The organism is Pseudomonas sp. C1C7 (assembly GCF_013359595.1).
Classification (GTDB): Bacteria; Pseudomonadota; Gammaproteobacteria; order Pseudomonadales; family Pseudomonadaceae; genus Aquipseudomonas.
The window spans coordinates 24969-47190 of sequence record NZ_JABFMP010000023.1; the positions used below are offsets into that span (position 1 = coordinate 24969).

General features: G+C 62.4%; 23 protein-coding genes. 16 read left to right on the forward strand and 7 right to left on the reverse strand.

Features of this window, described 5'->3' with window-relative positions:
- Window positions 1-72: 72 nt before the first annotated feature.
- A complete protein-coding gene (locus HNO86_RS18795; protein ID WP_175378435.1) occupies window positions 73-291 on the reverse strand; it encodes a DUF4287 domain-containing protein in 219 nt (72 codons plus the stop codon).
- Between the two features lie 33 nt (window positions 292-324).
- A complete protein-coding gene (locus tag HNO86_RS18800; RefSeq protein WP_175378436.1) occupies window positions 325-1002 on the reverse strand; it encodes an NADPH-dependent F420 reductase in 678 nt (225 codons plus the stop codon).
- A gap of 349 nt (window positions 1003-1351) precedes the next feature.
- On the opposite strand from HNO86_RS18800, the gene HNO86_RS18805 reads away from it, so the two are divergent.
- From HNO86_RS18805 to HNO86_RS18820, 4 genes are all read left to right on the forward strand, one after another.
- Entirely contained in the window at window positions 1352-2161 is an 810-nt protein-coding gene (locus HNO86_RS18805) for a hypothetical protein (RefSeq protein WP_175378437.1), read from the forward strand.
- Between the two features lie 408 nt (window positions 2162-2569).
- The gene (locus tag HNO86_RS18810) at window positions 2570-3022 is read left to right on the forward strand and encodes an Ohr family peroxiredoxin (RefSeq protein ID WP_175378438.1); all 453 of its coding nucleotides are present in this window, start codon (window positions 2570-2572) and stop codon (window positions 3020-3022) included.
- 64 nt (window positions 3023-3086) lie between these two features.
- Window positions 3087-3539, forward strand: a complete 453-nt coding sequence (locus tag HNO86_RS18815) for an Ohr family peroxiredoxin (RefSeq protein ID WP_175378439.1) — start codon at window positions 3087-3089, stop codon at window positions 3537-3539.
- Window positions 3540-3687: 148 nt separating this feature from the next.
- The gene (locus HNO86_RS18820; RefSeq protein WP_175378440.1) at window positions 3688-4146 is read left to right on the forward strand and encodes a MarR family winged helix-turn-helix transcriptional regulator; all 459 of its coding nucleotides are present in this window, start codon (window positions 3688-3690) and stop codon (window positions 4144-4146) included.
- Window positions 4147-4203: 57 nt separating this feature from the next.
- Here HNO86_RS18820 and HNO86_RS18825 read toward each other — a convergent pair whose 3' ends face one another.
- Complete coding sequence (locus HNO86_RS18825; protein ID WP_175378441.1) at window positions 4204-4944, reverse strand: FadR/GntR family transcriptional regulator; 741 nt, start codon at window positions 4942-4944, stop codon at window positions 4204-4206.
- A 256-nt stretch (window positions 4945-5200) separates the two neighbouring features.
- Here HNO86_RS18825 and HNO86_RS18830 point away from each other — a divergent pair, with 256 nt between their 5' ends.
- The 3 genes from HNO86_RS18830 (at window position 5201) to HNO86_RS18840 (ending at window position 8105) form a co-directional block, all read left to right on the forward strand.
- Window positions 5201-6307, forward strand: coding sequence for a mandelate racemase/muconate lactonizing enzyme family protein (locus tag HNO86_RS18830; protein WP_175378442.1), 1107 nt, complete (start codon window positions 5201-5203; stop codon window positions 6305-6307).
- A 93-nt stretch (window positions 6308-6400) separates the two neighbouring features.
- Complete coding sequence (locus tag HNO86_RS18835) at window positions 6401-7342, forward strand: AEC family transporter (RefSeq protein WP_175378443.1); 942 nt, start codon at window positions 6401-6403, stop codon at window positions 7340-7342.
- 301 nt (window positions 7343-7643) lie between these two features.
- Window positions 7644-8105: an EF-hand domain-containing protein gene (locus tag HNO86_RS18840; protein ID WP_175378444.1), complete on the forward strand. Its 462-nt coding sequence runs from the start codon at window positions 7644-7646 to the stop codon at window positions 8103-8105.
- 246 nt (window positions 8106-8351) lie between these two features.
- Here the strand turns inward: HNO86_RS18840 and HNO86_RS18845 are convergent, their stop codons facing one another.
- Window positions 8352-9380, reverse strand: a complete 1029-nt coding sequence (locus tag HNO86_RS18845) for a D-cysteine desulfhydrase family protein (RefSeq protein WP_175378445.1) — start codon at window positions 9378-9380, stop codon at window positions 8352-8354.
- A 282-nt stretch (window positions 9381-9662) separates the two neighbouring features.
- Between HNO86_RS18845 and HNO86_RS18850 the strand changes: the two genes are divergently transcribed.
- Window positions 9663-10877: a YbfB/YjiJ family MFS transporter gene (locus tag HNO86_RS18850; RefSeq protein ID WP_218583526.1), complete on the forward strand. Its 1215-nt coding sequence runs from the start codon at window positions 9663-9665 to the stop codon at window positions 10875-10877.
- A complete protein-coding gene (locus tag HNO86_RS18855; protein ID WP_175378447.1) occupies window positions 10874-12121 on the forward strand; it encodes an MFS transporter in 1248 nt (415 codons plus the stop codon). The genes HNO86_RS18850 and HNO86_RS18855 overlap by 4 nt, the downstream gene beginning before the upstream one ends.
- On the opposite strand, the gene HNO86_RS18860 is transcribed toward HNO86_RS18855, so the two are convergent.
- The gene (locus HNO86_RS18860; RefSeq protein ID WP_175378448.1) at window positions 12105-12989 is read right to left on the reverse strand and encodes a LysR substrate-binding domain-containing protein; all 885 of its coding nucleotides are present in this window, start codon (window positions 12987-12989) and stop codon (window positions 12105-12107) included. The two genes, HNO86_RS18855 and HNO86_RS18860, sit on opposite strands and share 17 nt — an antisense overlap.
- A 247-nt stretch (window positions 12990-13236) precedes the next feature.
- Here HNO86_RS18860 and HNO86_RS18865 point away from each other — a divergent pair, with 247 nt between their 5' ends.
- From HNO86_RS18865 to HNO86_RS18880, 4 genes are read left to right on the forward strand one after another with little or no spacing between them, the layout of a single operon-like run.
- Complete coding sequence (locus HNO86_RS18865) at window positions 13237-13551, forward strand: DUF485 domain-containing protein (protein ID WP_175378449.1); 315 nt, start codon at window positions 13237-13239, stop codon at window positions 13549-13551.
- Window positions 13548-15221 (forward strand): cation acetate symporter, encoded by a 1674-nt coding sequence (locus HNO86_RS18870; protein ID WP_175378450.1) that lies wholly within the window; start codon window positions 13548-13550, stop codon window positions 15219-15221. The genes HNO86_RS18865 and HNO86_RS18870 overlap by 4 nt, the downstream gene beginning before the upstream one ends.
- A 48-nt stretch (window positions 15222-15269) precedes the next feature.
- Complete coding sequence (locus HNO86_RS18875; protein ID WP_175378451.1) at window positions 15270-15824, forward strand: cytochrome b; 555 nt, start codon at window positions 15270-15272, stop codon at window positions 15822-15824.
- A gap of 2 nt (window positions 15825-15826) precedes the next feature.
- Complete coding sequence (locus tag HNO86_RS18880) at window positions 15827-16807, forward strand: nitronate monooxygenase family protein (RefSeq protein WP_175378452.1); 981 nt, start codon at window positions 15827-15829, stop codon at window positions 16805-16807.
- A gap of 172 nt (window positions 16808-16979) precedes the next feature.
- Here the strand turns inward: HNO86_RS18880 and HNO86_RS18885 are convergent, their stop codons facing one another.
- Window positions 16980-17717 carry a TorF family putative porin gene (locus HNO86_RS18885; RefSeq protein WP_175378453.1) on the reverse strand — a complete coding sequence of 246 codons (738 nt, stop codon included), beginning with the start codon at window positions 17715-17717 and terminating at the stop codon, window positions 16980-16982.
- Between the two features lie 216 nt (window positions 17718-17933).
- Window positions 17934-19676: an amidohydrolase gene (locus tag HNO86_RS18890; RefSeq protein ID WP_175378454.1), complete on the reverse strand. Its 1743-nt coding sequence runs from the start codon at window positions 19674-19676 to the stop codon at window positions 17934-17936.
- Between the two features lie 103 nt (window positions 19677-19779).
- Here HNO86_RS18890 and HNO86_RS18895 point away from each other — a divergent pair, with 103 nt between their 5' ends.
- The 3 genes from HNO86_RS18895 (at window position 19780) to imuA (ending at window position 22219) form a co-directional block, all read left to right on the forward strand.
- Complete coding sequence (locus tag HNO86_RS18895) at window positions 19780-20715, forward strand: LysR family transcriptional regulator (protein ID WP_175378455.1); 936 nt, start codon at window positions 19780-19782, stop codon at window positions 20713-20715.
- Between the two features lie 269 nt (window positions 20716-20984).
- Window positions 20985-21602: a transcriptional repressor LexA gene (gene lexA, locus HNO86_RS18900; protein WP_175378456.1), complete on the forward strand. Its 618-nt coding sequence runs from the start codon at window positions 20985-20987 to the stop codon at window positions 21600-21602.
- Window positions 21602-22219, forward strand: a complete 618-nt coding sequence (gene imuA, locus HNO86_RS18905) for a translesion DNA synthesis-associated protein ImuA (protein ID WP_175378457.1) — start codon at window positions 21602-21604, stop codon at window positions 22217-22219. Before lexA ends, imuA begins: the two co-directional genes overlap by 1 nt.
- Window positions 22220-22222 lie beyond the last annotated feature (3 nt).

Here is a 22222-nt window from a genome sequence, read left to right on the forward strand (position 1 = left end):
CCACGGTCTGTACCCCCCGTGCCTTTGTTACAGCTTCAACCGTTGGTTGTGAATGCGCTGAGTTCCCGAACGTCAGCCGCCCCTGGCAGAGGCCAGGTGGTACGCAACCAAAGCATTGGCATGTCCGTGGCCCATGCCGTGATCGTTCTTGAGCACGGCCACCATTTCCATGTGCTTCTTGCCATCCAGGGTCTTGAGAACGTCCAGCCAGTGAGAGACCGGTTGCCCATACTTTTTTTCAATCGAAGGAAAGTACGACGCAGGTCCTTTTACTTTTGCCTCTTCGGTCATGCTGCAAGCTCCATTTTTGCGCTCCAGTGATACTCACTTGCTGTTCTGTTTTTGCTTGAGATCCGCCTCGGTCCAGACGCCGGCGAGCGGGCCTCCCGGCAAGCCTTCAGCGGCTCGGGCCAGTGGGAAGGGCACCGGCACGAAGCCGGCGTCGCGTACCAGCCGTTCTCCCATTTCCCTGGCCTTGGCATCGTCGGCGAAGACCGGAATCGCCTTGCCGTCTCCGGACTGATCTTTCATCGCCATGTAGCCGATGGCATTGAACCCTCGCACCAGATGGGCGCCGGGCAGGTATTGCTGGTCGGCCACTGAAACGCCGGTTTCCAGCGCCTTGCGCCCGGTATCGCCGTCACGCCCGCTGAATGGGTTGCTGGTACTGAACACCACCTTGCCGTTCAGGTGGCCCTTGAGCTGTTCCGCCACCACCGGCATGGCGCCGTAGGGAACGCTCAACACGATCACGTCGCCCCATTTCGCGGCATCGTCGACCGAGCCTGCCTGGGCGTTGGCGCCGGCGGTCTTGACCAGTTCACTCAGCTCCTCGGGATGGCGCGAGGAGAACATCACCGAATGCCCGGCCTTGACCCAAAGCGTGCCGAGCGTACCGCCGACCTTGCCGGCGCCGATCACGCTGATCTTGAGGCTGTCCGCCGCAGCCTGTCCGGCGCACAGAATCAGGCCGGAGAACAGCAAAACGAGGAGTCTGAACATGCTCTGTGCCCCTGGGGGTTGGAAAGTGATGTAACCACCGTAGTAGAGGCCGCACAGTTGCGAAAGGCGGGAGAAGGGCAGGAGGCGATTTTTGGGTTTTCTGCTGATGGGCGGGTTGTGCCGTTTGTCCGTTGAGCTTGGGTTGAAGGTATCTCTCTAAAGAAAATGTGGGAAAATTTCCCACGCAAAGGTGCTAACTGGCGTTGAAGGATCGCGCGGAAAGCGCAGTGGCTGTCGATGCTGCAGATTTATGTCCGTGCCGGTTGGCTGGTCGCTTTCTGGCGGCTGGAAACTCACGGGATTGCGTTCGATAAGGACATGACTACGCAGCTCCAGGCGGAGGTGCAACATGCATATCAACAAATGTTTATTGGCCCTGGCCATAGGCGGAGTTCTGTCGGCTTCGACTGTTCTGGTACCGGATTACATCAGTGGTTTCTCCAGCGCATACGCCCGGGATGGTGGTAGCGGCGGAGGAGGCGGTGGTGGAGGCGGACACGGCGGCAGCGGTGGTGGTGGCGGTAGTGGCCACGGCGGTGGCGGCGGGTCCGGTAACGGCGGTGGTGGCAATGGCGGTGGTCACGGCGGATCCGGTAACGGTGGCGGCGGTAACGGCGGCGGTGGCGCTGGCAATGGCGGCCATGGAGACGGGGGTGGTCATGGCGCTTCAGGCCATGACGGCAACGGTCATGGCGGCGTCGCTGGCAACACGGGCAACAGAGGCCGGGACAATGCCCGCAACCACGACGCCAACGACGACAACGATCGCGCCCGGGATGCGGCTCGTAACGACAACAATGCTGCCCGCAACGATGCCGATGCAGCCCGAGACGCAGCCCGCGCCGATGCAGACGCTGCTCGTGATGCCGCCAAGGCTGCGGCAGACAGGGCGAGAGACACGGCCAGGGCCAACGCGGACGCAGCCCGTGACGCTGCAAGAAGGGCTGGCGATCCAAACGCCGACGCTACTCGCGATGCTGCCAGGGCCGCAGCGGATGCAACCCGTGACGCGGCCCGACGCGATGCGGATGCGACCCGCGATGCAGCCAGGGCTGCTGCGGACGCCACCCGGGACGCAGCCAAGGCACAGGCCAACGTAGCCAGGGATCCGGACGCTCCAGATGCGCCGGATATGGACGTAGTCGAGGCACGCAACTAACCCTTGTAGGAGCCAGGCTTGCCCGCGAAGGCGGTGTATCAGGCCAATCGGTGTCGACTGACCTGATGCCTTCGCGGGCAAGCCTCGCTCCTACGGGGTTTTGTAGGCGCTCATCTACCGTTCGTCGTCCTCTCGAAAAATTTCCTTTGACACCACCAGGTGTTTGGATGACTATCTGTACATCGCATGCGATCTAATCGAAAGCGATAAATAAAACTCAACCTATGCCGTTTGGAGATCCAGCCATGAAAACCGAAAGCAGCCGCAACATGTCCCGTTCCACCCATCACGCTTTCGATGGCCACAACGGCAACAACTGGATCTACGCCGCCTGATAAGCAGGTTTCAACACCACGATCATCGCATGCGATCAAATCGCATAAGAAACTGACCCGAGAGGAAGCCCCCATGAGCAAGATCGAAAAAGTCCTGGCCACCGGCAAAACCCACACCACCCACAGCGCTACCGGCACCCCCTCGCGCGGCCACAACGGCAACCTCGACATCGCGCTGTCTTCGCCCGGTGCTGCCCAGCCAGCCCACGTGTTCGCCGCCACCCAGCCACACCCGAAAGCCGAGCAACTGTTCGCCGGGGCCTGGTCGGCCTGCTACACCGCAGCGGTAGGGCTGGTCGCTCAAGAGCGCAACATCGTGTTGCCGGCGAACATGGCCGTCGACATCGAGGTGGACCTGGGTCAGACGGGGCCGGACTACTTCCTTCAGGCTCGATTGACCCTGAGCGTACCGGGGCTGGCACATGACGTGGCGACTGAACTGGCACACATCGCCGATTCCATCTGCCCTTACTCCAAAGCCACACGCGGCAACATCGACGTGGCCCTGAACGTACTCACCGCCTGACAAATATAACGCATGCGATACAAGCGTATGCGAATAACAGCCCTGTAAACCTGAGGAAACCATCATGAGCAAGATCGAAAAAGTACTGGCCAGCGGCAAAACCCACACCACCCGCAGCAGCACAGGCAACACCTCGCGCGGCCACAATGGCAGCCTCGACATCGAACTGTCGTCGCCCGGCAGCGCCACTGCGGCGCACGTCTTCACCGGCGTCCAGCCGCACCCTCAAGCCGAGCAACTGTTCGCAGGGGCCTGGTCGGCCTGCTACATCGCCGCAGTGGGGCTGGCCGCCCAACAGGCGAAAGTGACACTGCCGGCGGATACTGCGGTCGACATCGAAGTGGACCTGGGCCAGACCGGTGCGGAGTACTTCCTCCAGGCCCGACTGACCCTGCGTGTACCGGGCCTGACCCACGAGGTCGCCACTGAACTGGCCCACACGGCTGATGCGATCTGCCCGTACTCCAAGGCCACCCGCGGCAACATCGACGTCGCGATCAACGTCATCACCGCTTGACGCGACACACTGCCGGTTCAACAGGGCATCCCTGGTGAACCGGCAGCTTTTCTTTCACGAACGCAGGACAGCGCGCACTACCGATACCATCGCATGCGATGTATAGTCGGCCCTCGCAACCCTTCGTCTCATGCCCCAGAGAACGCTCATGAAATCGACCAAGAAGCCCGCCGCCCTCGACCTCAAGCTCTCTGAATTCCTCTGCTTTGCGGTCTATTCCTCCAACCTGGCCTTCGGCAAAGCATACAAGCCCATGCTCGAACGGCTCGGCCTGACCTACACGCAATACATCACCCTCGTCGCGCTCTGGGAGCAAGACAACCAGACCGTCGGCAGCCTTGGCGAAAAGCTGTTTCTGGAATCCAACACCCTCACGCCGATCCTGAAGAAACTGGAAGGGATGGGCTATCTGCTGCGCCAGCGCGACCCGGAAGACGAACGCCAGGTCCGCATCAGCCTGACAACCGAAGGGCGCAAATTGCGTGAAGAAATATCGGAAGACGGCTTCCCGCAAACCGGGCTGGATCCCGATGACTTCGAGCAAATGCAGAAGGCGATCGTGAAACTGCGCACCAATCTGATTCGCTCGACGAAGGACAGGGAATAAGCGGAGTCTGGTGATCCGCTTGTTCAACAATGAGACAACCGCCGTCGGCAGGCGGTGTCAGTAGAAATTGATCTCGTAACCGAATCGAGAGGCCGCGGCAACGATGTGTTGTCCCATGATTTGCCGTGCCGCCGTGGCATTGCGATCAACCAGTGCTTGCACCAGTTCTTCATGTTCGCCACGCGCCGCGTGCGGAATATTGCTGAACATCGGGCCACGCCGGGCGAAGTTCATGGTGATCAGGGCACGCATCGGTTCGAGCACCGTGCGAATCATCGTCTCCAGATAATCATTGCCTGATGCGGCGGCCACGGCCCGGTGAAAGTCGAGGTCGGCATTCACCGTTTCCAGTGTCGGCTCGCCTTCGTACTGCATGCGCAGGACCGCCGCCTGAATCATTTTCAGTTTGCGCGGCGTCATGTGCGAGGCCGCGAGGGCAGCGGCCTGGCTTTCCAGCACGGCTCGTACTTCGAACATGTTGCGCACCGTGTTGTCGCCGTCGAGCATCGGCTCGCTGGCACGCGGCGATGCCGATACCGGTTGCGCGGAGGGAGAAGGGGCGGCGACGAATACGCCCACACCCTGGCGCGACTGGATCAGCCCCTGCGCCCGAAGCGTTGCGATCCCTTCCCGGACAACGTTCCTGCTGACACCGAAGTTCTGCGAGAGAAATTGTTCGGTCGGCAAACGGTCGCCTGGCCGTAGCCGGCCGGAGGCAATCTCTTCACTCAACGAACGGGCGATGTGCTCCGCCAGATGCGGTCGGCGCGCCACGGGTTGCAGGTTCATTTCACTCATGTTCATCCCTCTCACTTGTCTACTTAATCTACATCAGAAGACTTGTTCCAGACAGTCAAAACTAAAGTTCACCGCAGTCATAGAAAATAAAACCAGTAAAAACAAACAGTTATGAGTTTTCATCGCAAGATGAGCAAAAAAGTACAAGTTGTTCAGTTGAAGGACAACAGGACGTCAGGTAGGTTGTTCTCAACCCGGCGCGGCAAAAAATCCAAATCACCGCGCCGTTTTCGCAACCTGCCCGAGGCCCGGCCTTATGAAAATTGCCAGCATTGAAACCATTCCGCTCCGCATTCCCTTCACCACGGGAGGCAAGTCAGCCGGCGGGGTCTGGGGACCGAAAGACCTGCAGATGGTCGACTCCCTGGTGGTCAAGATCACCACCGATGACGGCATCGTCGGTTATGGCGAAACCTTTGGTTTCACCGCGATTCCAGCGGTGAAGATTGTGATCGACACGATTCTCGCGCCTGAATTGCTCGGCAGTGACGTCACGCGCCGGCAGAAACTGCAGGGCGATCTGCAAAGGAAATTCCACGTGTTCGGTCGCAGCGGCGCGTTCATCTACGGGCTGTCGGCCATCGATATCGCACTGTGGGATATCGCCGGCAAGGCGGCCGGGCAACCGGTCTATCAATTGCTCGGTGGCAGTGAGGCGACGTCGCTCGCGGCCTATGCCAGCCTCATTCGTTATGCCGACCCGGAACTCATCCGCGTCAATGTGCAGCGCGCGGTCAACGACGGTTTCCGCCATCTCAAGCTGCATGAAGTCGATCCCGACGTGATTCGCGCTGCGTGCGAAGCCGCAGGTCCGGGCGTGGAAATCACCCTCGACGTGAATGCGCCGTGGTCAGTGCGCGAAGCCCTGGACATGACTGACAAGCTGCGTCCACTGAACCTGCGCTGGATCGAAGAACCGGTATGGCCGCCGGAAGACTATGCGGGGCTGGCGCGGGTTCGGCAGCAGGGCGGGATTCCCGTCGCGGCTGGCGAGAACGCCTCGACCCTGATGGATTTCCAACACCTGCTGCAAGCCGGTGCGGTGGATTTCGTGCAGCCAAGCCCGGCAAAAATGGGTGGCATCACCGAGCTGCAAAAGGTCTATGCGCTGGCCAACGCCCATGGCGTCACCGTGATGGTCCACGCCTTCTACGACGGTCCCGGCCTGCTGGCCGCGGTCCATGGCAGTGCGGCGCTTGGCGGCGCGAAGTCCCTGGTGGAATGGCGCTACTTCGACCTCGAAGCACAGCTGTATGGCGACGCGATCATTCCGCGCAACGGTCGCATCGACGTGCCGCAAGGGCCGGGGCTCGGCATCGAGCCGAACCAGGACGTCATCCGCGATTACCGCTTCAAACCCTGACCCCTTCGATTGCAGCCGACGCCACAACCAGGGCGTCGGCCTCGATCAGTCATGGCCGCATTCTTGATAAAAACAAATACGAGGATTGAGCAAATGCTAGACAGAATCGTAGGACCCATCCTGCCCGTCGCCTTTGTGATTGCGCTTGGCTACATCGCCGGCAAACGCGGGCGACTCAGCCACTCCGACAGCCTGCTGATCAGCCGGTTGGTGCTCGGCTGGATCTTCCCGGCGCTGCTGTTTGTCGGGATGGCGAGCACACCCCGTGAGCAGCTGTTCGACTTCAAATTCGTCGTTGCCACCTTCATCGGCATCATGGGCATGTACCTGATCGCACTGGCGATCGGCTGGTACAGCACTCGCGATCTGAAAGTGGCGACCCTCAAGGGGTTCGTCAACGGTTACCCGGATGCCGCCTTCATGGGCATTCCGATCCTTGGCGCGATGTACGGAGCGGGCAGTATCTATTCGGTGCTGGTGCTCAACCTGGTGGCGAGCCTGGTGATGATTCCGCTGACCACCATGTTGCTGACCATCGCCGATGGCAAGGGCAGTGGCCGGGAGGCTTTCGTCTCCAGCCTCTCGGGTGCGGTACGCCGTCCGCTGATGTGGGCGCCGGCCCTGGGCATTCTGCTCTCGCTGCTGCAGGTCAAGCTGCCGCCGCTGGCCGCGGAGTCGTTCAATCTGCTCGGCAAGGCCACGCCAGGCGTCTCCCTGTTGTGCCTGGGCTTGATCATGTCGTCGGAGAAGTTGCAGATGTCGGGCGAGGTCTGGACCAACCTCGGGCTCAAGCTGTTCATTCATCCGGTGCTGATGTTCGCCGCGACTATTTTGCTGGGCACCCACGGGATCTACGCGCAGCAGATGATCCTGCTCTGTGCGCTGCCGTCGGCGACGATTCCCGCCATGTTCGCCAACCAGACCGGCGCCTATCAGAGCGAAGCGGCGACTTCGATTCTGGTCAGTACCGTGTTGTCGATCGTGACGTTCTCGGCGGCGATTTACTTGATCGATGGAGGGATCGCTTCGGTTTGATGGTGGCGGTTCTTAAAAGATCGCAGCCTGCGGCGAAGGCTCCAATTCCAGCCAGCTAAGCCGAGCACACCTGTGGCGAGCCCCCTCGCCACAGGGAGTGAAAGTTCGGTGTCTGTGTATCGCCATGTATCCAACCCCACGCTTCGTAGACTGGCATACAAATGCCCCTCGATCTCGATACATCCGGGATACACGCATGCAGTCAAATAGCCCTGCCTCAGCGAGAAAGCAAACGCACTCGCACCACGGCTTAACGCCTGACCCAAGCGGACTGACCGCACACTGAACCGGAGAAACAACCATGTCCCGTATGTCGAACAAATCCCGCATTGGCCTGATCGCAGTTGCACTGGCCGGCAGCTTGAACCTGGCTTCGACCGCCTTCGCCGCCGACGCACTGCCACAGGGCTACCAACTGGCCTCGGCGGAAAAAACCAGCGAAGGCAAATGTGGCGAAGGCAAGTGCGGCGCCAGCGAAGCCGGTGCCAAAGCGACCAAGGCTGGTGAAGGCAAATGCGGTGAAGGCAAATGCGGCGACGCCTCCTTCGCCCGCACCGACACCGACCACGACGGCCGAGTTTCCCTGAAGGAACTGCTGGCCGTGGCGCCACAGGGCGGTGAGGAATTCAAGGCCATGGACACCAATGGCGACGGTTACCTGTCCGAAGCCGAGGTGTACAAATTCCGCACCAACCAATTCACCTCCAACGGCAAGAAAGTCCCGACCGAGCTGTACACCAAGATGAGCAAAGCGCAGAACTGATGGTTTGATGCGGCGATAAAAAACCTCCCCGGTGTTGTGGCCGGGGAGGTTTTTTTGTTGCAAGGCGGTAGTGAATGCAGACCGCGCTCCTTGTAGCAGCTGGCGAAGCCTGCGTCCGGCTGCGCAGCAGTCGTAAAACCTGTGCACCGGATCTAGCTGCCGCAGCGCCTGAATTTACGACTGCTTCGCAGCCGGACGCAGGCTTCGCCAGCTGCTACAGAGTTTGCGTTGACCTGACGACCTGTGTCAGTCGAAGGCGTTGCGATAGGCAAAGATTCCCGGCAATCCGCCGGTCATGACGAACAGCAGATTACTGCCCGCCGGATAGTCGCCCCGGCGTACCGCAGCCAGCAGACCGGCGAAGGCTTTGCCGCCGTAGACCGGATCGGTGAGCAGGCCTTCGTGGGAGGCGAGCAGGCGTACGGCTTCGAGCATGGCTTCGGTCGGTGCGCCATAGGCTTCGCCGCGCTGGCTGCCATCGACGTGGACCGACGTTTCAGCCAACGAAGTGGACGGGGAGAGCAGTTGCAGGACTTGCGTGGTTTTTTCCAGGGCCAGCGCCGCTGCCTGTTCTTCGGTGGCCAGCACCGAGTAACCGAGAACTTTGCTGGAGGAACGGGCCAGGGTGACGCCGGCCAGCAATCCAGACTGGGTGCCGGCGCTGCCGTTGGGCACGGTGATTTGTTCGAAGTGGATGCCCAGCGCATCGGCCTGACGCAGGATTTCGGCGGCGCAGGCGGCGTAACCCAGGCTGCCTCTCGGGCTGGAACCGCCCAGGGGCATGACGAAGGGATTGCGGCCTTGCTGTTTGAGCCTGTCGACCCGTTCGGCAGCGAAGGTGTCGGGCACGACACCCCGGGGCAGGCGATGGATTTTTGCGCCGAACAGCGCGTCGAGAATGACGTTGCCGTTGTGGCAGAAATCGTCGTCGCTGCGCACCGCCGACGGGGTCAGTATCAGCTCGCAGGCCAGCCCTTGCTGGGCGGCGACCGCCGCGGTCAGGCGGGCATGGTTGGATTGAAAACCGCCCCAGGTCACCAGGGTGTCGGCACCGGCAGCCAGTGCTTCGCCCAGCAGAAACTCCAGTTTGCGCAGCTTGTTGCCACCACCGCCGAGGCCGGTCAGGTCGTCGCGTTTGACGTAGAGGTTGCAGCCGTTCAACTCAGGCAGACGGCTCAGACGGTGCAGTTTCTGAATCGGTGTCGGGCCTTCGAGCAACGCCACCCGTGGGTAGGTGGCCAGCGCGGCATCAAGATGACTCAAGTCGTGGGGCATGAAGGATCGCCTTCTTGGAGGGAAGAGAGCTGTGGATCGGCCACTGTAAAAAGCGCACGGGGGAAGATATAGCACTGCCGGGTAATTACTGTTGATACATCATGTAATCAACCCCCACAGGCTTTGCGGGTATATGCAAAATCATTGTGCGAGCAGGCTCGCTCCCACAGGGGAAATGGTGTGGTATCTAAATCGAAGATAGCTGCTGCCTGATTAAATCGTTATTTGAGATATCGCCTTTGCGCGTAGAGTCGGCCCGACTGAAGTAAGGAAGGGCAGATGATGAACAGCGTGAAAGCAACAACGGCCCAGCAACCGGCCAGCCCATGGCGAGGCACGGTGGCGGGGTTTTCGGCGAGTCTTGTGGGGATCGGGCTGGCGCGGTTTGCCTATACGCCGTTGCTGCCGGCGATTGTCGGTGCTCACTGGTTCGATGCGTCCAGGGCGGCTTACCTGGGGGCGGCGAATCTGGCGGGGTATCTGGCCGGGGCGCTGTTCGGGCGTTCGCTGGCGGCGAAAACCTCAACCCGCTTCACCCTCAGGGCAATGATGCTGCTGGCGAGCATCGCGTTTTTCGCCTGTGCCTATCCCGTGTCCTTCGCCTGGTTTTTCGCCTGGCGCCTGCTCTCCGGTGTCGCCGGCGGGGCGCTGATGGTGCTGGCCGCGCCAACCGTTCTGGCTCATGTGCCAGCCTCCCGTCGAGGCCTGGCCGGCGGGGTGATTTTCATGGGCGTCGGAGTCGGGATCGCGGCGTCCGGCACGTTGGTGCCGCTCTTATTGCAACAAGGCCTGGCGCAGACCTGGCTCGGCTTGGGCCTGATCGCGCTGTTGCTCACCGCCATCGCCTGGCATGGCTGGCCGAGTGAAAACACCAGCGCAGCCAACACGGTCCACCACCGCCGCGCACCCTCCAGCGGCACCCTCAAGGCGCTGTATGTCGAATACGCACTCAACGCCGCAGGCTGGGTGCCGCACATGATTTTCCTGGTGGACTTCGTCGCCCGGGGCCTCGGCCAGGGCCTGCAAACCGGCGCGCAATACTGGGTGCTGTTCGGCCTTGGCGCCACCGTCGGCCCGTTGCTGGCTGGAGCGCTGGCTGACCGGATTGGCTTCGGTCGGGCGCTGCGGGCCGCGTTCATCATCGAGGCGATCAGCGTCGCCGCACCGGCCCTGGGATTGGGCACGGTCTGGCTCATGGCTTCCAGCGTCATCGTCGGCGCCTTCGTCACCGGCACCGTGCCGCTGGTGCTGGGACGTCTGCAGGAAGTGCTCGCCCGGCATCCCGCGCAACAAGCCGCCGCGTGGCAAACCGCAACCGTGGGCTTCGCGCTGTTCCAGGCTGTCGCCGCCTATGGCCTGTCGTTCCTGTTTTCCTACAGCGGCGGTCACTATCGTCTGCTGTTCGGCATCGGCACGGTGGCCATGTTGATCGCCTTTGTCATCGATGTATTGGCAGCAATCCGCAGCGCCGAATCTACGGAGCACACTCCAACGTGAATTATGCAGACCGCAATCTCCCTTACTGGCGCCGCAACCTGGCGGTTTGTGTGTTCGGCTCGTTCACCACGCTGGTGAGCCTGACCATGCTGCTGCCGTTCCTGCCGCTGTATGTGCAACAACTGGGCTTCACGGCCCAGGCCGATGTGGTGCAGTGGTCCGCCGTGGCCTTTGGCGCGACGTTCTTCGGCACGGCGATCACCGCGCCGCTCTGGGGCCGGCTGGCGGATCGATTCGGGCGCAAGCCGATGCTGATCCGCGCCGCCATCGGTATGGCCATTGTGATGTCGTTGATCGGGCTGGCCCGCGATGTCACTGACTTGGTGGTGCTACGCCTCATTGCCGGTCTGATCGGTGGCTATGCCTCGGCATCGATTGTGATGATCGGCTCGCAAGTGCCCCGAGAAAAAGCCGGATGGGCGCTGGGCGTGCTGTCGACCGGCGCCTTGTCCGGCAACCTGATCGGGCCGCTGGTCGGCGGTTTCCTGCCGCAGTGGGTCGGCATTCGCGGGACCTTTTTCGTTGGCGCAGCGGTGATCGCCGTGGCGGCGCTGGCCACCATCCTGTTGGTCCGCGAGGATTTTCAGCGTGGCGTGGACGGCTCGCAACGCACAAAAAACAGCGCGGACAAACAAGACAGCACCCGCTGGCCAATCATCGCCGCGCTGCTGGTGACCGCCATGATGGTGCTGCTGGCGAACATGTCGATCGAACCGATCATCACCGTCTACATCGGTCATCTGGGTGTGGCCTTCGATGATCAGGCGCGAGTGGCCGGCGTGGTGATGGCCGCTTCGGCCCTGGGCAGCATCCTGACCGCCGCGCGACTGGGCGCACTGGCCGATCGTATCGGCGGCTGGAACGTGATCATCGGTTGTCTGGTACTGACCGGCATCCTCATGCTGCCCCAGGCGTACGTCACGCAGTGGTGGCAACTGGCGGTGCTGCGCGGGCTGATGGGCATGACCCTGGCGGGACTGCTGCCGGCGATCGCCAAGCTGATTCGCGGTGCCGTGCAAGCGCACAACACCGGCAAGATCCTGGGCTACCTGCAATCGGCGCAGTTCTCCGGGCAGGTGATCGGGCCCTTGATCGGCGGCCAGATCGGCGCGCATTCAGGACTGCATCACGTGTTTCTGGTGACCGGCGCACTGCTGGTGCTGTGTGCCGGTATCAATGGCTGGATAAAGAGCCGTTTCGATGGTGCGCCCGCAGGTCTTGATCAGTCTACAGCGCCACGCTAGGGACTTCGTCCTCGCGCACGCTTTGCAGAAAAGTCGCCAGGGCACTGGAGAAGTAGCCGTCGATGCGGCGCACGAAGACGGTCTCGACCTGCGCCATGTCCGCCGGCAGATCGTGCACCGCAACCAGGCCTTCGCGGGCCGCATTGGCCGCGACACCTCGGGGCAAGAGGCTGATGCCGACACCGGCCGAGACGCAGGCGATGATGGCTTCGATGGAGCCGAATTCCAGCGGCTCCGGGGCGACGATGCCGAGGCTGGTCAGCAGCGTGTCCAGGCGCTGGCGATAGGAGCAGCCGATGCGAAACACCACGGTCTTCAGGTTCTCGACCTCGGCGATCGCTTGCAGGCTGTGCAGGGCAGGGGACGTCACCAGCACCAGCTCTTCGCGGAAGGCTTCTTCGCTGTGCAGCTCCGGATGGTGGACGGGGCCGGCGACGAACGCGCCCTCCAGCTTGCAGTCGATAACGCCCTGGATCAGGCTGCAGGTGGTGCCGGTGCGCACCACCGGGCGGACATCGGGATAAGCCTTGGCGAACTGCGCGATCAGGCGCGGCAGGCGCATGGCCAGGGTGGTTTCCAGGGTACCGATTTCCAGCACGCCCCTGGGCTGACCGTCATCCCGCGCGGCGCTGGAAGCATCCAGCAAAAGCTTCGACAGCCGGGCCGCGAAGGGCAGGATGCGCCGCCCCGCAGGCGTCACCTGAACCCCCTTGGCGCTGCGTTGAAACAGCGCCACCCCCAGCTCGCTCTCCAGCGCGCGAATCCTCGCCGACACGTTGGATTGCACGGTGTTCAGCTCATTGGCGGCCTTGTTCATGCTGCCGTGGCGCGCCACTGCATCCACCACCTTCAGATCCGCAACTTCCATCGCCATCACCTATCTGCAAAAGTCATAACTGCTGGCGAATCTAATGCTTCTGGCAGATGAGCGAAAGGGCCGTTCGGCAAATTTCAGTTTCACCAAAACAGATCAACTGAATCACAAATGATCATTTTACTTGATGGTTTGGCGGGCATAGGTTGAAGGGGCACAGATACCGCAGCCAGTGGCGGATCGAGTCTGAATCTGAGGCTGTGGAACAACAATAACGCAACCACTGCTACACGGAGTCAACGTGAACCATGCAACTGAATCGGCCAGAATTCGCAATCATCCGCGTTACAGGGAACTGGTTTCACGGCAACGAAGATTCGTCGCCGGGCTTACCGCAGCCACCCTTGTTCCGTACTTCACGTTCATCCTCGTCGCCGCCTTCGCGCCCCAGCTGCTAGCGACGAAGCTTTCCGCCACCAGCATCATCAACATCGGCTGGCCCCTGGGCCTGGTGTTCATCGTCGGCGCCTGGTTGTTCACCGGGCTCTACATCCTGCGGGCCAACGGTGAGTTCGACACCCTGACCGCGCAAATCCGCGCGGGGGTGATCGTATGAAGCGCCTCCCGCGAAACCTCATCCTTGCGCTTGCGCTGAGTGCCTCCGCGGCGCGTGCCTTGGCCGGCGACGTGCTGCAGACCGTCGAAAAGCAGCCGATCAACTTCACTGCGATCAGCATGTTCCTGGTCTTCGTCGTGACCACCCTCGGCATCACCTATTGGGCGGCTTCGAAGACCCGTTCCATGGACGATTTCTACAACGCCGGCGGCGGTATCACCGGTTTTCAGAACGGCCTGGCGCTGGCCGGCGACTACATGTCGGCGGCGGCGCTGCTGGGTGTCACCAGCATGATCTTCTTCAACGGTTTCGACGGCGTGCTGTACTCCATCAGCTTCTTCGTCGCCTGGCCGCTGCTGCTGTTCCTGTTTGCCGAACGCATTCGCAACCTGGGGCGCATCACCCTCTCGGACATCGCTTCGTTCCGCCTCGACCAGAACCGTATCCGCACCATGACCGCCTTCGGCTCGCTGACGGTGGTGTGCTTTTACCTGGTGGTGCAGATGGTCGGCGCCGGGCAGTTGATCCAGTTGCTGTTCGGCCTGCCGTACAACTACGCGGTGATTGCCGTGGGCTTGCTGATGGCGGTCTACGTGACGTTCGGCGGCATGGTCGCAACCACCTGGGTGCAGATCATCAAGGCCGGGCTGCTGTTGCTGGGCGGAACCCTGCTGGCGTTTCTGGCGCTGAGCAAGTTCGGATTCTCTTTCGATCTGATGTTCGAAAAAGCCGTGGCCGCGCACCACGATGGCGAGCGGATTCTGCTGCCGAGCAAACTGGTGGCCGATCCGCTGTCGCTGATCTCGCTGTCCCTGGGCCTGGTGTTCGGCACCGCCGGATTGCCGCACATCCTCATGCGTTTCTTCACCGTGCCCGACGCCAGGCAAGCGCGCAAATCGGTGTTCGTCGCCACCGGCTTCATCGGCTTTTTCTACCTGATCGTCGCGGTGCTGGGGCTGGCCGCCATCGTGATCGTCGGGCAGGACCCGGCCTTCTACGAATCCGGCAATCTGGCCGGCAAGTTGATCGGCGGCGGCAACATGCCGGTGATGCACCTGGCGAAAGCCGTGGGCGGTGACCTGTTGCTCGGTTTCATTTCCGCCGTGGCGTTCGCGACGATTCTGGCGGTGGTGTCCGGGTTGACCATGGCCGGCACCTCGGCGATTTCCCATGACCTGTACGTGATGGTGGTGCGCAAGGGCAAGGCCGATGCAAAGGACGAGCGCCGCGTTTCCCGTATCGCTTCGGTGGGCATCGGCATCGTCGCGGTGGTGCTGGGGATCCTGTTCAAGGACCAGAACATCGCGTTCCTCGTGGCGCTGACCTTTGGTGTGGCCGCGTCGGTGAATTTCCCGATCCTGGTGCTCTCGATGTACTGGAAGGGCCTGACCACCCGCGGCGCCTTGATCGGCGGCGTCGCCGGCCTGATCAGCGCGGTGGGCCTGGTGATCCTGTCGCCGGCGGTCTGGGTCAAGGTGCTGGGCAATGCCGAGGCGATCTTCCCCTACGACTACCCGGCGATCATTTCGATGAACGTGGCGTTCCTCTTCACCTGGCTGGGCTCGGTCACTGACAGAAGTCGCTCCGCGGGGCTGGAACGCGAGCGCTTTGACGACCAGTTGATTCGCGCCCAGACCGGGCTTGGCGCCGCGCAGGCGGTCAATCACTGATCGCGTGTTCCTTTTCCTGATTGGCATTCGCTGCAAAAGGAGTCAGCCATGCAACTCAAAGACAATGGCTTGAGATTTTCCCCCATCACCATCGCCCTGCATTGGGTCGTGGCGTTTTCCCTGCTGGCGATTTTCGGCCTGCAACTGATGATCGGCCAGGCCTCCGTCGAGGCACTGCGAAGCGAGCTGGTAAGGGTGCAGAACCTGGTCGGCCTGGTGCTGTTTCTCGTCTCGATCTACCGCTTCTGGGCGCGGGTCACGGCTTACCATCCGCTGCCCGTGGGCACGCCCAACCCCATCGAAGTGATCATCAGCCGCTCGGTGGCGGTGTCGCTGGCGCTGGCCATGGTGCTGCTGCCCGTCGCGGTCTGGGCTTCGCGCTGCGCGGGCGGCGAAGTGGTGGAGCTGCCCGGCGGCGGGTGGATCCCGAGCCTGCTGCCGGTCAATGCGACGCTCAAGCACGTGGTCGATGTGCTGTTCAACATCGGCGCCTCGGCGTTCCTTGCCGGGCTTGGGCTGCATATTTTCGGCGCGGTCAAGAATCACTTTCTCCTGAAGAACAACACGCTCAAGCGCATGCTGGGCAAACACGTGGAGCTGTGAGCATGAACCAGGACAGATTCGATTTTGCCGGGAACGCCATCACCCGATTGTGCGGTGTGAAGTATCCGATTTTCCTCGGCGGCATGGCGGCCATTTCCGGTCCGCAACTGGTGGCTGCCGTGGCCAATGCCGGAGGCATGGGGGTGATCGGCGGTCTGCGCCTGCCGCCGCTGGCCTTGCGCCGCTGGATCCAGGAGACCCGCGAGCTGACCGACCGGCCATTTGGCGTGAACCTGGTGCCGCAGTTCGGTGGCCCGGATGTGTTCGAGGCGCAGTTCCAGGTGATCCTCAAGGAAAAGCCCAAACTGCTGTCGCTGTTTTACGCCGAAAAGTACTCCGCCGACATGATTCCCCGGGCCAAGGACGCCGGGCTGCTGGTGATGGTCCAGGCAGGCTCGGTGGAGCTGGCGCACATCGCCTTGGCCCAAGGCGCAGATATCATCATCGCCCAGGGCAGTGAAAGCGGCGGACACCTCAATCGCGGCACCATCGGCATCATGCCGCTGCTGACCTCGATCCTCGCCATCTCCGAAGGCCGGCCGGTGCTGGCGGCCGGCGGCGTGACCAACGGCGACGATGTGCGGGCGCTGATGTCCCTCGGCGCGTCCGGGGTGGTGGTGGGCACGGCGTTCATCGCCACCGAAGAGTCGAACGCGCATCCGCTGTACAAACAGAAGATCGTCGAAGCGACCACCGATGACACCGAGTACCGCACCGGTTATTCGTTCGGCTGGACCTACGGCACGCCGCATCGGGTGATCCCGAATCGGGACAAATGGAATTTGCTGCGCCTGATCGGCGGCGGCGCCCGAGCCATCGACAAACCGCGCATGGCCGAAAAGTTGTCGCTGTATGCGGGGCAGGGGGTGGGCAAGATCCACAGCGTCGTGCCGGCGGCGCAGCGGGTGGCGGAGTTGGCGGGTGGGTTGGTCGAACGGATGCCAGTGGAAGCCGTAAAACAGAGATGGGCAATGCCCTTGTAGGAGCGAGGCTTGCCCGCGAAGGCGTCAGGTCAATCGACATCAATAGTGACTGACCCAACGCTTTCGCGGGCAAGCCTCGCTCCCACAGGATTTGAGTCGTCAACGGATCGCGTGTTCGACACAAAACACCGTGGGAGCGAGCCTGCTCGTTCCCACAATGGGTCCATGTGTATCAGAAGACTTTGCTGACGCTCGCCACCACCGTGGCGCTGCACACATCATCGAACCCCCAGTTACTGGCGCACTGGCTCTTCGACAAATCGGTGTCGATGTAGCTCAACCCTAGCATCACACCCGCCAGTTCATGGCTCAGCTTGACCTCCCATTCGCGGTACGAATCCTCGGCGTGGCCGGAGGCCGAGTACAGGTGCGGGTCCTTGAAGTCCATGTTGCCGTATCGCAGCTTCAAACCGGTGTCGTAGGGCAGTTGGGTTTCGTAGCCCACATAGCTGTAAAGCGAGTTCTGCTTGCTGTCGACGCCCGGTGCATCGTCGGAGTAGTAGGCCCCGAGTTTCACCCCGTAGACACTGAGAATCCCGTAGACCTCACTCTGATTGAACTGGCTTTCCTTCGGGTAGGAATACTTCAGATATCCCAGATCCAGGCTGACCTCTTCAGTCGCCTCCCACAGCCAGCCGCCGTAGTAATCGATTTCCTGGCGGGTCTTCAAACCACCACCAAAATCGACATTGGAACTCCAGGCCCCCAGGTACAGGCCGCTGCTGTGGGTCAGGGTGGTGCCGGCCTGGATCGCCGGGTCGTTCTGGGTTTGCGAGATGCCGCGGGTGCGGTAATCGCTGGCCAGGGTCAGGTCCACCAGTACGGCGAAGTCGTCATTCAAGGGTATCGCCTGGCTGCACAGCGGCAGCACGCTCAGGGATCCGAGGGCGAACAGGGTCAAGGCTTTCATGGGTTGCGTCCCGCTATTGTGATTGTTATGGGCAGTTTTTCGGGGCAAGGCTCAATGGCGACCACGATCCCTGTAGCAGCTGGCGCAGCCTGCGTCCGGCTGCGAAGCAGTCGCAATTCCAGGCGGCGGGGTGTGCCAGAAAGATCCGGTACTCAGGTTTAACGACGGCTTCGCAGCCGGACGCAGGCTGCGCCAGTTGCTACAGGTTTGCGGTGGTCAAGGAGTGGCGGTGTAGATTTCGCGCCCGGCGAACCAGGTTTGCAGCACTTGGGTGTCGTGCAGGGCCTTGTCGTCGACGCTGAACACATCGCGGTCCAGCACGATGAAGTCGGCTTGCTTGCCGGGACTCAGCGAGCCGATCTGCTTCTCAAGGCCAATGGTGCGCGCGGCGTTGAGGGTGTAGGCGTAGAACATGGTTTCGCGGTCCAGGCGCTCGTCGGCGTTGAGCACGCCCATCGGGCCGGTGCGGGTCATGGCCTGGGCCATGGCGTTGAACGGGTTGGGCGAAGACACCGGCCAGTCGCTGGCGCCGGCGATGGTCGCACCCTGTTTGAGCAGCGAATGCGCCGGGTACTGATAACGGAAGGCCGCAGCACTGACGTAAGGCTTGATCATGTCCGTGGTGTAGTCGTCCGCCGAGGCCCACAGCAACTGCATCGAGGCGATCACGTTCAGCGGTTTGAAGCGGGCGAACTCCTTCGGATTGACCATCTGCAGGTGAGTGACCGAGTGCGTCACGCCGCTCTGGCGATCCTTGCGCGCCTGGGCGATCCCGTTCAGGGACTCGCGCACCGCGCGGTCGCCGATGGCATGAATGTGCACCAGCCAGCCGCGTTGATCGATGGCGCTGACCAGCTCGCCGAAGTGCTGCGGATCGATCAGCAGTTCGCCTTGTTTATGCGAGTTGCTGTAAGGATCGATCATCGCCGCGCTCTGCGCCGGGTATTCGATCACGCCGTCGGCGAAGATCTTGATGCCAGGCAGGGTCAGGTTGGGAACACCCTGAAATTGCTGGCGGACCTTGTCCAGCACATCGAGATCGGCCGGCACGCTTTTCGGATTGGCCACCAGCAGCGCGGCAACGTGGGCGCTCATGCCGCCGGTTTCGGCCAGCGCCTTGTAGGCCGGCAGCACGCCGACGGTTTTCTCCGTGGGCTTGAGCGCGTACACCGGCTCGCCGGGGGCGGCGTTGGCAGCGGGGTCCATCCAGGCCGTGATGCCCAGGCTGTTGTTGTAGCGAAGGGCAGATTGCGCCGCTGTGAGCATGTCGGCGGCGGTCGGCACCGGCATCTTCGTCGCCACGCGATCCCAGCCGGCATCCACCACGAAACCGTTGGGGCTGCCGTCGGCGAGTTGGCCGATGGTGCCTTTCTCGGCATCCGGCAGGTTCTTCAGCAACGCGGCATCGATGCCGGCGCGTTCGAGCATGACGCTGTTGGCCCAGGCGGTGTGGTGGTCGCTGCCGGTGAACACCACCGGCACCTTGGCCCATTCGCCGTTGTTGAACTTCTTGCCCAGGGCTTCGGCCTGGGACCAGTAGGCCGAACTCATGCCGGCCACGCTCAGCACATCGCCATGTTTGGCCTTGCCGTCGTCGCGCCAACCGCGCAGGCGTTTTTCCAGTTCGTCGACATCGACGACTTCGTCTTCCATGTTCGCCGAGACCATTTCCAGGCCGCCGAAAATCGAGTGGGAATGGGTGTCGATCAGGCCGGGCATCAGGGCCTTGCCGCCCAGGTCCACCACTTTGGTATTGGGCGTGATCAAGGCCTTGATCTGCGCATCGCTGCCGACTTGCTGCACCTTGCCGTCCTGCACCGCCAGGGCCTGCACCTTGGGATTGGCGCGGTCGGCGGTGAAAATCTTGCCATTGAGCAGGACCAGATCCGTGGCGGCCATGGCTTCCAACGAGGCAAAACTCACAGCGGCCATCAGTAGATTCGGGATGAATCTTTTCATTGAATGTTTCCTTGTTATTGCGTCTGATGGCCAGATTAGTGACTGTCAGGGCGCAGCAGAACGCTTCGCTCACGAAAAACGTTTTTGCCGGAATGGAAAAAATATGGACAAGTTGGGTGCGTTGAAAATGTTCGTGGTGACGGCGCAACTGGGCAGTTTCAGCCGTGCCGCCGAGCAGATGGGCAAGACCCCGTCGGCCCTGACCAAGGCGGTCAATCACCTGGAAACCGAACTCGGTGCCCGGCTGTTCGAGCGCAGCACCCGACGGATCTCGCTGACGGAGTCCGGGCGGCTTTATCTGGAAACCGCGCGCCAGGTGTTGCAACGGCTGGACGAGGCGGGCGAGGAGATCGAGCAGTTGCAGCATGGCTTGCGCGGCACCCTGAAGATCACCGCGCCGCTGGCTTACGGCCAGGCGTTTCTCGATCAGGTCTGCGGCGGTTTTCTGGAGCAGTACCCGCAAATCGATCTGCAGGTGGACCTGTGCGATGAGTTCGTGAATTTGGTGGAAAGCGGCTATGACCTGGCCCTGCGTGAAGGCCATGACGATCTGCCGGGGCTGATCGCCCGCATCGTCGGCAGCAATCGCCTGGCCCTGTGCGCCAGTCCTGAATACCTGGCGCGCAAGGCGCTGCCGGTCACCCCGCAAACCCTCGACGAGCACCAATGGCTGTTATACCGCCACCCGCTGCTCAGCCGCGAATTCTGGTGGGTCGAGCGCGACGGCCAGCGCCTGAGCCTGCCGCAACCCTCATCGCCGCGCCTGCGCAGCGACAACTACGACCTGCTGCTGGCCAACGCCCTGGCCGGCCGCGGCCTGCTGCACACGCCCCTGTGGAGCGCCGCCCCCTACATCGCCGACGGGCGACTGGTACGAGTGATGGCCGACTACGACATCGACCCCGACAGCTTCGGCGCGCACATCCTCGCGGTGTACCCCAGCCACCGCCGGGCGACGGCCAAGGTCCTGGCGTTCATCGACTACATCGCCCGGTTCCTCGCCTCCCGCGGCTTGACCGACGACCCCCGCCCCCTGTAGGAGCGAGGCTTGCCCGCGAAGGCGGTGTGTCAGGCCGCATCAATGCTGAATGTGCCGGCCCCTTCGCGGGCAAGCCCGCTCCCACAGGTTTTTGGGTTGTTCACAGAATTTGCGTACAGCCACAAACCCTGTAGGAGCGAGCACGCTCGCGATGGTCGTCAACGATAACGCTGGCTGCCTGACACCCCGCGCTGTCTGAATCTCCATCGCGAGCTCGCGCCTACAGGTCGTCCACAAAATCTTGTCAGAGAAATCGCAAAAGAGTACAAATGTACTCCATGACGACTCTAACTCCCCGCCGTACCGCCATCCTGACCTTCATCCGCGAGCGAATCGCCGAGCATGGTCAGTCCCCGAGCCTCGCTGAAATCAGTGAGGCTTTTGGTTTTGCCTCCCGCAGCGTGGCGCGCAAGCATGTGCTGGCGCTGACCGAAGCCGGTTTCATCGAGGTCAATCCGCATCAGGCCCGAGGCATCCGTCTGCTCGGTCAACCTGCGCGCCCCGAACTGCTGGACATCCCGGTGCTGGGGCGGGTAGCAGCGGGTGCGCCGATTGGCGCCGACGCCGAGGTTCATAGCCGCCTGCTGCTCGACCCCGCGATTTTCTCCCGAACGCCGGACTACATGCTGCGGGTTCGCGGCGACTCGATGATCGAGGACGGCATTCTCGATGGCGATCTGGTGGGCGTGCACCGCAGCCCCGAGGCGGTCAACGGCCAGATCGTCGTGGCGCGCCTGGACGGTGAAGTGACCATCAAGCGCTTCGAACGGACAGGCGACACGGTTCGGCTGTTGCCACGCAACCCGGCCTATGAGCCGATCGTCGTCGTGCCCGGTCAGGACCTCGCGATCGAAGGGGTGTTCTGTGGCCTGGTGAGGCAAGGCTGATGGGTGCCGTCGTTGCGTTGGACACGCTGTTCAATGGCGGTCAGGTCTGGAAGGGCCGGCCTGCGCCGCCGAGCGCCAGTCCGCAGCCCACCGGGCATGCCGCGCTGGATGCGGCGCTGCCGACCGGAGGCTGGCCGGAAGCGGCACTGAGCGAAATCCTCCTGGCCGGGCAGGGCGTGGGCGAGCTGCAACTGGTGTGGCCGACGCTGGCGCGGCTGTCGGCGGCGGGCGAGCGCATCGTGCTGGTGGCGCCGCCGTTCGTGCCGTATCCCCAGGCCTGGCAGAGCGCCGGGGTCGATCTGCGCCAGTTGTCGATCATAGAAGCCAGCGAGCGCGATGCCCTGTGGGCGGCGGAGCAATGCCTGCGTTCAGGCAGCTGCGGCGCGGTGCTGTGCTGGCCGCACAAGGCCGATGACCGGGCGTTGCGGCGCTTGCAGGTGGCGGCGGAAACCGGCTCGACCCTGGCTTTTGCCTACCGCTCGATCCATGAAGCGATCAACCCGTCGCCCGCGGCCCTGCGCATCGCCATCGATGCCAGGCCCGCGCAGTTGCGCGTGCTCAAGTGCCGGGGCGGGTTGGCCCGTTCGGCGCCGATTGCCTTCCCCGTGGGGCATTGAGGT